The 10996-nt window shown below is 31.3% G+C and carries 8 protein-coding genes; 6 read left to right on the forward strand and 2 right to left on the reverse strand.

Annotated features, from left to right (window positions below; translation table 11 throughout):
• The first annotated feature begins 18 nt into the window (after positions 1 to 18).
• Positions 19 to 522: a DUF2314 domain-containing protein gene (locus tag N5D46_RS13450; protein ID WP_219034560.1), complete on the forward strand. Its 504-nt coding sequence runs from the start codon at positions 19 to 21 to the stop codon at positions 520 to 522.
• Positions 523 to 597: 75 nt separating this feature from the next.
• Here N5D46_RS13450 and N5D46_RS13455 read toward each other — a convergent pair whose 3' ends face one another.
• Complete coding sequence (locus N5D46_RS13455; RefSeq protein ID WP_280050293.1) at positions 598 to 2730, reverse strand: Tex family protein; 2133 nt, start codon at positions 2728 to 2730, stop codon at positions 598 to 600.
• Between the two features lie 363 nt (positions 2731 to 3093).
• On the opposite strand from N5D46_RS13455, the gene N5D46_RS13460 reads away from it, so the two are divergent.
• Positions 3094 to 3516: a thioesterase family protein gene (locus tag N5D46_RS13460; protein WP_038333857.1), complete on the forward strand. Its 423-nt coding sequence runs from the start codon at positions 3094 to 3096 to the stop codon at positions 3514 to 3516.
• Positions 3517 to 3570: 54 nt separating this feature from the next.
• On the forward strand, positions 3571 to 4776 hold the full coding sequence (locus N5D46_RS13465; protein ID WP_038333863.1) for a methyltransferase domain-containing protein: 1206 nt from the start codon (positions 3571 to 3573) through the stop codon (positions 4774 to 4776).
• A gap of 63 nt (positions 4777 to 4839) precedes the next feature.
• On the opposite strand, the gene N5D46_RS13470 is transcribed toward N5D46_RS13465, so the two are convergent.
• Complete coding sequence (locus N5D46_RS13470) at positions 4840 to 6993, reverse strand: OmpA family protein (RefSeq protein ID WP_280050294.1); 2154 nt, start codon at positions 6991 to 6993, stop codon at positions 4840 to 4842.
• A gap of 289 nt (positions 6994 to 7282) precedes the next feature.
• Between N5D46_RS13470 and N5D46_RS13475 the strand changes: the two genes are divergently transcribed.
• The 3 genes from N5D46_RS13475 (at position 7283) to mnmA (ending at position 10889) form a co-directional block, all read left to right on the forward strand.
• Complete coding sequence (locus N5D46_RS13475; protein WP_125350158.1) at positions 7283 to 8149, forward strand: cupin-like domain-containing protein; 867 nt, start codon at positions 7283 to 7285, stop codon at positions 8147 to 8149.
• A 165-nt stretch (positions 8150 to 8314) separates the two neighbouring features.
• Positions 8315 to 9631: a Na+/H+ antiporter NhaC family protein gene (locus tag N5D46_RS13480; RefSeq protein ID WP_125350159.1), complete on the forward strand. Its 1317-nt coding sequence runs from the start codon at positions 8315 to 8317 to the stop codon at positions 9629 to 9631.
• Between the two features lie 64 nt (positions 9632 to 9695).
• Positions 9696 to 10889, forward strand: a complete 1194-nt coding sequence (gene mnmA / locus N5D46_RS13485; protein ID WP_280050295.1) for a tRNA 2-thiouridine(34) synthase MnmA — start codon at positions 9696 to 9698, stop codon at positions 10887 to 10889.
• Positions 10890 to 10996: the final 107 nt, after the last annotated feature.

Genomic DNA, 10996 nt, shown 5'->3' on the forward strand with positions numbered 1-10996 from the left:
AATCAAAGAAATACAATTATGAAATATACATTATTCGCAATAGCTTTTTCGGTTTTATTATTTTCTTGTGGTAACAAAGAAAATGCTGGAGTAGAAGCTTATAAAGGTTTGGATAAGCAAAAGCAAGAACAAAAAGATTTGGATAGTATTGGGAAGGAAGCGCAACAAACGTTTGATGATTTCAAATTGGCGTTGTCGATGAAAGATACAACGACAACTAATTTTATTGTCAAACAAATGTATGATATTCCGAATGCGACACAAAAAGAGCATATTTGGATTCGTGATGTATATTCGGACAACGATCAATTAAAAGGAATTGTGGACAACGTACCTCAATACACAAAATTGGTTAAACACAATGATACAATTGTGATAGATCCAACTAAATTATCAGATTGGATGTATTATAAAGGTGATAAAATGATTGGTGGATTTACAATAAAATATATGCGTAGTAAAATGACTGATGCGCAGAAAAAAGAGTTTGATAAACAATATAAAGTAAAATTTGAGGATTAATTTCTGCTCAGAAAATAATAAAATCAAAAAGGCAATCTTTCGTTAGATTGCCTTTTAATTTTGAAATTATTTTCCTTAATCAATCAAAGACAATTGAATTTTACGTTTTTCTGTATCAATTCCAATTACGGTTACTTCAATTTGTTGACTCAAATGTACTTTTGAATTTACATCTGAAATAAATTCATTCGAAATTTTAGAAATATGAATCAAACCATTTTCTTTGATTCCTATATCTACAAAACAGCCAAAATTGGTAATATTATTAATAATTCCAGGAACTTTCATGCCCAATTGCAAATCTTCGAATTTCTTTAATCGTTGATCAAAACTAAAAACTTTGGCTGTAGAACGCGGATCTAAACCAGGTTTTTCAAGTTCTTTTTTAATATCTTCTAAAGTTGGTAAACCTACTTTTTCGGTAATATATTTTGTCAAATCAAGTTGATTAATCAATTCTTTATTCTGAATCAAATCTTTCAAATCAACTTTCAAATCTTTCGCCATTTTCTCTACAAGAGCATATGATTCTGGGTGAACAGCAGAATTATCTAACGGATTTTTTGCATTCGGAATTCGTAAAAAAGCAGAAGCTTGCAAGAATGCTTTTTCGCCCAAACGAGGAACTTTTAGTAAATCTTTTCTCGAATTAAAAGCACCATTTTCGCTTCGATATTCTACAATATTTTCAGCCATTTTTTCGCCAATTCCAGCGACATAATTTAGCAAATGTTTGCTTGCCGTGTTCAGATTTACACCAACTTTGTTCACACAGAAAGAAACAACATCATCCAACTCATTTTTCAATAAAGTTTGATCGACATCATGTTGATACTGACCAACTCCAATCGATTTTGGCTCTATTTTTACCAACTCTGCCAAAGGGTCTTGTAAACGACGGCCTATAGAAACAGCGCCACGAACAGTAACATCTTTATCTGGAAATTCGTCGCGCGCAATTTTAGAAGCCGAATAAACCGAAGCACCAGCTTCATTCACAACAAAAACTTTTAGTGGACGATCAAATGCAATGTTCTGTACCAAATTTTCTGTCTCGCGAGAAGCCGTTCCATTTCCTATCGAAATTGCGTCAACATTATAAGCATTGACAAGCGATTTTAGTTTTTTGATAGCTTGTATTTTTTCATTTTGTGGCGCATGTGGATAAATATTTTCGTTGTGCAACAAATCACCTTGTTCATCTAAAACAACCACTTTACACCCCGATTTGTAACCAGGATCTATTGCCAAAATTCGTTTTTGTCCCAAAGGTGGTGCTAAAAGCAATTGATTTAAGTTTTTCGAAAAAACATTAATCGATGTTTCATCTGCTTTTTGTTTTGCCTCTTTCAACACTTCATTTGAGATTGAAGGAGCCAAAAGTCGTTTGTACGCATCTTTTATAGCTTCTTCAATAACCCAAGAAACTTCTGGTTGAATAGATTTGATCAACGTGTACTCCAAAAATTTGAAGGCTTCTTTTTTATCAATTGATACATTTACTTTCAAGAAATTTTCATTTTCGCCACGTAAAATAGCCAATAATCGATGAGAAGCAATTTTTTTCAATGGTTCTTCGTATTCAAAATAATTCGAATATTTAGCCGAATCTTCATCATCTATTTTAGATTTGACTAATTTACTTTCAATCAAAGCAGATTTTCTGAAAATATCTCGTAATCGATGACGCACATACTCATTTTCATTGATCCATTCTGCAATAATATCTTGCACACCTGCAAAAGCATCTTCGATACTTATCACATCTTCATTTAGATATTTTTTTGCTAAATCATCCAAATCAGGAATATTATTTTGCTTCATGATGATTTTTGCCAAAGGCTCTAAACCTTTTTCTTTTGCAATGGTTGCACGTGTTTTTTTCTTCTTTTTATAAGGAAGATATAAATCTTCTAATTGAACCAAATCAAAACTTTTCTGAATACGTTGTTGTAATTCGTTACTCAATTGATTCTGCTCTTCCAATGTTTTTAAAATAAATTCTTTTCGAGAAACAATTTCATTGTATTGATTTTGCAGTTTTTTTATAGCAGAAATTTGAACTTCATCAAGATTTCCTGTGACCTCTTTTCTATATCTTGCAATAAAGGGTATGGTATTATCTTCATTCAAACAATTTACTGTATTGTTGATTGATTTTTCTGAAATAGAATTAAGATGTTGATGAATGTATTGAATCAAATTCATGTTAAAAGTTTGGCCTTGCAAATTACTATTTTTCACAAATATAAAAAATAGCATGTTTTATTTATATAGGTCGTATTTAATAGAGTATTTTTTTATATAATAATCTAAATATTTAGAGTTTTTTATATCAGTCTTATTTTAAATAAAAAAGAATAATAAAAAATTTCTAAAAAGTTTTGGTATTTATTAATTATTTCTAAATTTGACCATAGGTAGTAGAGAGTAAGATTGATTTTTTTTAATGTTAAATTTATACTTACTAGTGTAAGTTTTTTTTAAAATCAATTGGGTTTAAGCTGAGGAGCTTAAACCCGTTTTTTTTTTTATACAACTTTCTTATCTTTGAGCAAAGATATCTACAAAATGGCTCGTATAAAATTAGATTTTTTAGACAAATTTTTATTTTCAACAATAATACCAGTACGCATAACTGATCTCAATTATGGAAATCATTTGGCAAACGATAAAGTATTGTCCATTATACATGAATCGCGAATTCAGTTTTTTCAACATTATGGCTATTCGGAATTAGATTTTGGAGGTGTAAGCGTGATTATGGGTGATGTTGCGATTGAGTATAAAAATCAAGCTTTTTATGGCGATGAATTGTTGATTGAGATTGGTGTGCAAGATTTTTCGCGTGTTAGTTTTGATGTAATCTATAAAATTTCTACAAAAGATAAATTAATTGCAAAAGCGAAAACAGGAATTGTGACCTTCGATTATCAGCAAAATAAAGTGGTTGAGGTTCCTCAAAAGATAAAAGATCTTTTTGAAGTTGTATAATCTTATAAATTAATTACGCTAATCATTTAAGTCTTTGTAAATTTGCACCGAGTTATGAAGATTTTACCATATAAAAATTTATTTGTCGGAATTACCGACACATTGCAACAAATTTTCTTCGAAGGAAAATATGCAGATAAAGAAGTTGAGCGAACATTGAAATCGAATAAGCAATGGGGAGCGCGCGATCGTGCTTTTATTGCCGAAACGGTTTACGATTTAGTTCGTTGGAAACGTTTGGTTGAAGGGGCAATGAGCCGTCCGCTTTCTCCTGATACAATTTGGGAGTTTGTTGGAACTTGGTTTGCTTTAGATCCAGAGCAAACGTTACCAAAATGGGAAGAATTTCAAAAAATCTATCCAAAAGAAGTCTTGAAAAGACATCACAATTCGTCTAAAAATATTGCGGTTGCAGAATCGTATCCAGATTGGATGTTCGAGTTAGGAGAGAAGTCGTTGGGAAATCGTTGGTTAGATGAAGTGCATGCAATGAACTCGCAAGCACCAACAGTTTTACGTGTGAATTCCTTGAAAACAGACCGTAAAACATTACAAAAAGCGTTGAAGGAGCGTAGAATAAAAACGAAAGTTTTATCGAAATATCAAGATGCTTTAGAGCTAGAAGAGAAAACAAATATTTTCCGTACAGATGAATTTCAGAATGGTTGGTTCGAAGTTCAAGATGCAGGATCGCAATTGATTGCGCCGTATTTACGTGTTCAACCAGGAATGCGTGTGGTAGATGCTTGTGCTGGTGCCGGAGGAAAAACATTGCATTTAGCTGCTTTGATGGAAAACAAAGGGCAAATTATTGCAATGGATTTGTACGATTGGAAATTGAAAGAATTGAAACGCCGTGCAAAACGTAACAATGTTCAGAATGTACAAACAAAGGTGATTGAAGCAAAAACAATCAAGCGTATGGAGAATTCTGCTGATCGCTTATTGATTGATGCACCTTGTTCTGGAATGGGAGTTTTGAAACGTAATCCTGATGCAAAATGGAAATTAAGACCAGAATTTATTGACGAAATATTAGCAACACAAGAAAAAATATTAGCTGATTATTCTAAAATCATTAAAGTTGGAGGAATGATGGTTTATGCAACTTGTTCTATTTTACCACAAGAAAATGAGCAGCAAGTAGAAAAATTCTTGAAGAATAATCCAAATTATAAAATGGTTTCAGATAAAATGCATTATCCATCTCAAACTAATTATGATGGATTCTACATGGCTTTGATTGAAAGAATTTCTTAAGCTGTTAATTATTATAAGATACAAAAGACTAAGTGAAAGCTTGGTCTTTTTTTGTTACAATAATTATTTTATCTTAAATCTAACTCGTCTATTCTCAAAATTTTTCCAATCAATACAATTTTCGGCAGGATTACATTCTTTGTGTTTCAAATCCGAAAAACCTTTGGCAGAAATTGAAAATCGATTTTTATTCAGACCTTTTTCTACCAAATAATTCAATACAGCATTTGCTCTTTGTTGTGATAAATCGAAATTGTAAGATTCAGTTCCAACTGCGTCTGTGTGACCTTCGATGATAAAATGATGCGACGGATTTCGTTTCATAATTTCAACAACTTCATTCAATTTTGCATAATCAATCGCTCTGATTTCAGCTTTATCAAAATCAAATTCGACTGTTTCCATCAAATAATTTGAATAATCTTGAACATAATTTCCAATCTTTTTATCACTCAAATTGCTTTCTGGACAACCGCTCCCAAAACGATTTCCCTTTATATACGGACATTCATCTTCGATATCCATAACGCCATCGCCATCTGAATCATAATCATTGTTGTAATTTTCTATATTTCCTTTCTGAATCAATAAATTATAAGGAGTTGAAATGTTAAATTCAGTTCCAATTTTCTCAATTTCTTTTCGATATCGTCCATCTTTTTTGCACATTTCACCGCAACGTTCCTCATCTTTTAAGAGATAATCAATTTTTTGTTTTGCCCAATAAAACTTAATTGCTTCGGTAAATTCACTTGGATTTGGTTGTTTGATTTCAAAATTTTGAGTGAAATTTTGGTTCGATTGATTACCAATAATTTCTATTTTTTTTGGATAACGACGATTACAATCGCGTGAAACAAAATTGACAGAATTTTGAGCTAAATACGTATTGAAATTCTTCGGAAGCGTTTCGTTGAGGTTGATTTGGGATGATTGAACTTTAAGATGATAAATAGAAGAATTCAAAACAGCTTGCTGAAATTGTGTTATTTTCTGATTCAATTCTCTTGGTTCATTGACCGTAATCGGAAGCGTTCCTGTTGCCAAACTAATAAAATTCATCGCATGATAATCCAATTCTTTTCCAATTCCTAATGTTATAAATTGTGTGTCTTTTGCATAATTTCGGAGTGAATTGTAAACCGTTTCATTCAAATTTATCGCTCCATCAGAAATAATTGCAATGATTCGTTTATAATTTTTATCAAAAGGATTTTTCTGAATTTGCTCTATTGCTTCATCCAATAATTTTTCGCCAGTTCCACTCAAAGAATTAATTTTTTCTAAAGCTAAATTGATGTTTTCTTTCGTTGGAAATTGAGAAGAATTAAAAATTAATTCATTTTTCGTAGAATAAACCAACACATTAAATTTATCTGTTTCGTTTAGATTTGGAAGAAGTTGATTCATCAATTTTTTGGAAGTTTCAATTGGTTGATTCATCATAGAACCAGAAGCATCCAAAACGAACAAAAATTCTCGTGGAGCATTATATTTAGAAGGATTATTTGCAGGTTCAATTGTTCCTAAAAAATAATCGCAACCATTTTCAGTAAACGTTTCAATTCCGGTTTGTAGTTCATTTTTTGTATAAGCATATTGAAGAGTTGGAATCTTTTTATCGGAATTTTTTGAAACATAATTTCGATCATCTTCCTTTGAAAATTTTAAATCAGAAACAATTTTTGAAATCGGAAAATTTCCCGAAAGATGAATATCTGAATTTATGTTTTTCGGAAAACCATTCAATTGATTGTTCCAACGATGAATTTGGGTAAAAGATTCTGTTCGTTTCACGATAAATTCTAAAAACGAAACTTGATAATTCAAATTATTTTCTTCAACAATTTTCGAAACTTTTAGCTTAATTTTTAGTGTAGCATGTGCAGGAATTTTTCCTAAATCTAATTGTAAAACTTGATTGTTTTGTTGATTTTTAAAAATAGTTGAAGCATCAATATTTTTTAACTCTTTTCGAATATCTACAATCGATTTGGATTGAATTTCGAAAACTTTATCATTTACAAAAGCTTTTAATTCGTACACATTTTGAGAAGCTTGATAAGGATAAATAAATTTAGCCGAAATATCTTCCGAAGAATTGTTCTGAAAAGTAAAATTATGACTCAAATTACCCAATAAATGATGAAAATTATAGTCATTTTCGAGAGAAATTGCTTCTATTTTTTCAAAATCTTCTTCATTTTGAAGTTCCAAATACGGAAAAATTTGCTGTGCACAACAAAATGTATTCAGTAGAATAAAAAAAATGGAAAAAAATAGATTTTTTGTGTTCAACGAATCGATTTTAAAAATTCAATGTAAAGATAATGAAAGAATTGATGTGTTTTCTATCATCAGTTATAGTAAAGTTCAATGTATATTAAATAAATCATCAAATCAGAAATAATTATTAAATCATATTTAAAAAAGATTGGTTTAATAATTGCTTCTTTCAGATTTAACAAAAAAGTTAAGTAAATTTGCACTTTATTTTACATAAAAGATGAATTTTAATTTCACAGAAGTTGAAAGAGTAGAAAGTATTTCTGCAAAAGATTTTCAGAAATATTACGTTAAACCTCAAAAACCAGTTGTAGTAGAGCGAATTACAGAGGATTGGCCTGCGTACGAAAAGTGGAATTTTGAGTATATAAAACAAGTTGCAGGCAACAAGGTTGTCCCTTTATACAATAATGATCCGGTTGATTATACGAAGAAAGTAAATGAACCAGTAGCAAAGATGAAAATGTCTGAATATGTGGATTTGCTGCAAAGTGAGCCGACAGATTTGCGTATATTTTTGTACAATTTGATGAGTCAAGTTCCGCAATTGCAACAAGATTATAAAATGCCAGATTTGGGTTTGAATCTTTTCAAATCGATGCCAATGTTATTTTTTGGAGGTGAAGGATCGAATGTTTTTATGCATTATGATATCGATTTAGCGAATATTTTGCATTTCCATTTTGCAGGAAAAAAACGTTGTATTATTGTTCCGCCAAAGGATTCGAAATACATGTACAAAATTCCACATTCGGTAATTTGTAGAGAAGATATTGATTTTGATAATCCTGATTTTGATAAATGGCCAGCGTTGAAAAATATAAATCCGATGGTAGCAGACTTAAAACACGGAGAAATGCTTTATATGCCAGAAGGTTGGTGGCATTATATGAAATATTTGACGCCAGGTTTTTCGATGAGTTTGCGTTCGTTGGCACATAAACCAAAAAATTTGTCCGAAGCGATTTATAACATATTTTTGATGCGTACATACGATAATGTGATGCGAAAAATAAAAGGTAAAACTTGGATTGAAGAAAAAAATGAGCGCGCAATTACACAAACAAATAAATTAATTGCGAAATAAAAATACAGTTTTTAGAAAATTTTTCTAAATGAAGGAATATCTTTCGAAAGATGTTCCTTTTTTTATTCTACTGTCCTAAAAACTTATAAATCAATAAATATTTGATTTTCATGTTTTAAAATTTCGATAGATATTTGCAGAATATTTTTCTGAATTTTTAGTAATATGATCATAAAAAAAGGAAATTTTTGGGCTTTATTGCCTTTAATCATTTTCATACTTGTCTATTTTTCGGCATCTATTTATCTGAACGATTTTTATTCTGTTCCAGCATTGGTTGTTTTCATGTTAGCATTAGTAATTGCATTTGTTCAATTCCCTAAGGTTTCATTTCATACGAAAGCCGAGGCTTTTTGTAAGAATGCGGGTGAAGAAACAATTATGTTGATGATTTTAATTTTTCTTCTCGCTGGAGCGTTTGGAAGTTTAGGATCTACAATTGGTGCTGTAGAATCAACAGTGAATTTATTTTTGAATTATCTTCCTTCTTCCTTTATTGTAGCAGGTTTCTTTTTGTTGTCTTGTTTTATTGCGACGGCTTTGGGAACATCGGTTGGAACAATTGTAACTGTTGCTCCGATTGCAGTGCAAATGGATAAAATGATCCCAGGTTCTATGCCAATTTTGTTAGGTGCAGTGGTTGGTGGAGCGATGTTTGGCGATAATTTATCATTTATTTCTGATACAACAATTGCTGCAACACGTACGCAAGAAGTGAGCATGAAATCTAAATTTAAAACTAATTTTCGAATAGTAGTTCCAGCAGCTATTGTTTCGACGATTATATATTTTTCACTTTCTCAACATTTTGACACAACCAATTTCCAAGGAAAACAGTTAGATTTTGACTTGATTTTAATCTTACCTTATCTATTAGTTTTTGGACTAGCAATCTCTGGAATTAATGTGATTTGGGCTTTAATTGTAGGAATTCTTTCGTTTCTTGGAATTGGTTTGTTCTATTCTGGTGTTCCTTTACTAGACTTAGTTTCTTCTATTAATGAAGGTTTTAAAGGAATGTTTGAGTTGAGTATTATTTGTTTAATTATTGGTGGAATTGTTGGAATTATTCGTTTGAATGGTGGATTAGATTTTATCATTTATCATCTAACCAAAAATATTAAAACAAAACGTCAGGCTGAGATGAGTATTGCGTCGCTTACAGCTTTGGCGAATGCTTGTTTGGCAAATAACACGATTACAATTTTGATTTGTGGTAAAATTGCAAAAGATATTTCTGATCATCATGATTTAGAGGGAAAACGTGTGGCAAGTATTTTGGATACGGTTTCGTGTTTTGTACAAGGAATCTTACCTTATGGTGCGCAAGTTTTGGCAGCGGTTGCAGCTGCAAATACAATTTCAAGTGCAACAAAGGTTTCTTCGGTTGATGTGTTATCTAACTTATATTATCCATTTTTAACTGGAATTTGTACGCTTATTTTTATCTTATTTTTTCAGCCAAAATCATTCAAAAAATAGATTGATGTATGATATTCATTCGTCGAATATTATTTTATAACTTTGTAGACTGAAATTTTTTAAGATGAAAAGAGTTGTCGTAGGACTTTCTGGAGGAGTAGATTCAAGTGTTACAGCCTATTTGCTAAAAGAGCAAGGCTATGATGTGATCGGATTATTTATGCGTAATTGGAACGATGCATCGGTAACGTTGGAAGATGAATGCCCATGGATAGAAGATAGTGCAGACGCTTTGTTGGTAGCTAAAAAATTAGATATTCCTTTTCAGGTAATTGATATGTCTGATTCGTACAAAGAACGTATTGTAGATTATATGTTCAATGAATACGAGCAAGGAAGAACACCAAATCCTGATGTGTTATGTAACCGAGAAATTAAGTTCGATTTGTTTTTGAAAACAGCTTTAGAACTTGGTGCAGATTATGTAGCAACAGGGCATTATGCACGAAAAACTTCTACAATTGATGAAAATGGAAAAGAGATTTTTCAATTGTTAAAAGGTAACGATAACAATAAAGATCAATCGTATTTCTTGTGTCAATTGTCGCAAGATCAATTAAGCAAAGCATTATTCCCAATTGGAGATATAGAAAAACCAGAAGTAAGAAGAATTGCGCAAGAGCAAGGCTTGGTTACAGCGAATAAGAAAGATTCGCAAGGTTTATGTTTTATTGGAAAAGTTAGTTTACCTGAATTTTTGCAACAACAATTAAAACCAAAAGAAGGTGTAATTGTAGAAATAGCCAAATATTGGAACGGATATAAAAGAGAAATTCCAACTTTTGCAAATAAATATGAAGCATTAGATTTCGAAGCAAAAGGTTTCTCATACAAACAAGAAGACGGAGATATTGTAGGTAAACATCAAGGCGCACATTATTTCACTCGCGGTCAACGAAAAGGATTGGGAGTTGGAGGAAAAGTAGAACCTTTGTTTATTATTGATACAGATGTAGAGACTAATGTTATTTACACAGGTCAAGGCGCTGATCATTCAGGTTTATTGAAGAAAGCATTGTTTATAAAAGAAGAGGAAGTACATTGGGTTCGCGAAGATTTAACTTTGAAAACCGACGAAACAATGGAAGTGATGGCGCGTATTCGTTACCGCCAACCTTTGCAAAGAGCAATTTTACACAAAGCTGAAAACGGAATGTATGTTGAATTTGAAAACCCTCAATCTGCAATTACAGAAGGTCAATTCTGTGCTTGGTATGTTGAAGACGAACTTTTAGGCTCTGGTGTAATTAATAATTAAAAAATATAAACATCATTATTATATTGAACGCTCAAGATTTTCTTGAGCGTTTTATGTTAATATCATTTATTAAAAAAAAATCCTTTTACTTTTTGTTGCTTTGGTAA

The organism is Empedobacter sp. GD03865 (assembly GCF_029840775.1).
In the GTDB taxonomy this organism is placed as follows: domain Bacteria; phylum Bacteroidota; class Bacteroidia; order Flavobacteriales; family Weeksellaceae; genus Empedobacter; species Empedobacter falsenii_B.

Excerpts from the sequence above, each read along its gene's own strand:
- N5D46_RS13450 (WP_219034560.1), top strand. The coding sequence starts at position 19 with ATGAAATATACATTATTCGCAATAGCTTTTTCGGTTTTATTATTTTCT.
- N5D46_RS13455 (WP_280050293.1), bottom strand. The coding sequence starts at position 2,730 with ATGAATTTGATTCAATACATTCATCAACATCTTAATTCTATTTCAGAA.
- N5D46_RS13460 (WP_038333857.1), top strand. The coding sequence starts at position 3,094 with ATGGCTCGTATAAAATTAGATTTTTTAGACAAATTTTTATTTTCAACA.
- N5D46_RS13465 (WP_038333863.1), top strand. The coding sequence starts at position 3,571 with ATGAAGATTTTACCATATAAAAATTTATTTGTCGGAATTACCGACACA.
- N5D46_RS13475 (WP_125350158.1), top strand. The coding sequence starts at position 7,283 with ATGAATTTTAATTTCACAGAAGTTGAAAGAGTAGAAAGTATTTCTGCA.
- N5D46_RS13480 (WP_125350159.1), top strand. The coding sequence starts at position 8,315 with ATGATCATAAAAAAAGGAAATTTTTGGGCTTTATTGCCTTTAATCATT.
- mnmA (WP_280050295.1), top strand. The coding sequence starts at position 9,696 with ATGAAAAGAGTTGTCGTAGGACTTTCTGGAGGAGTAGATTCAAGTGTT.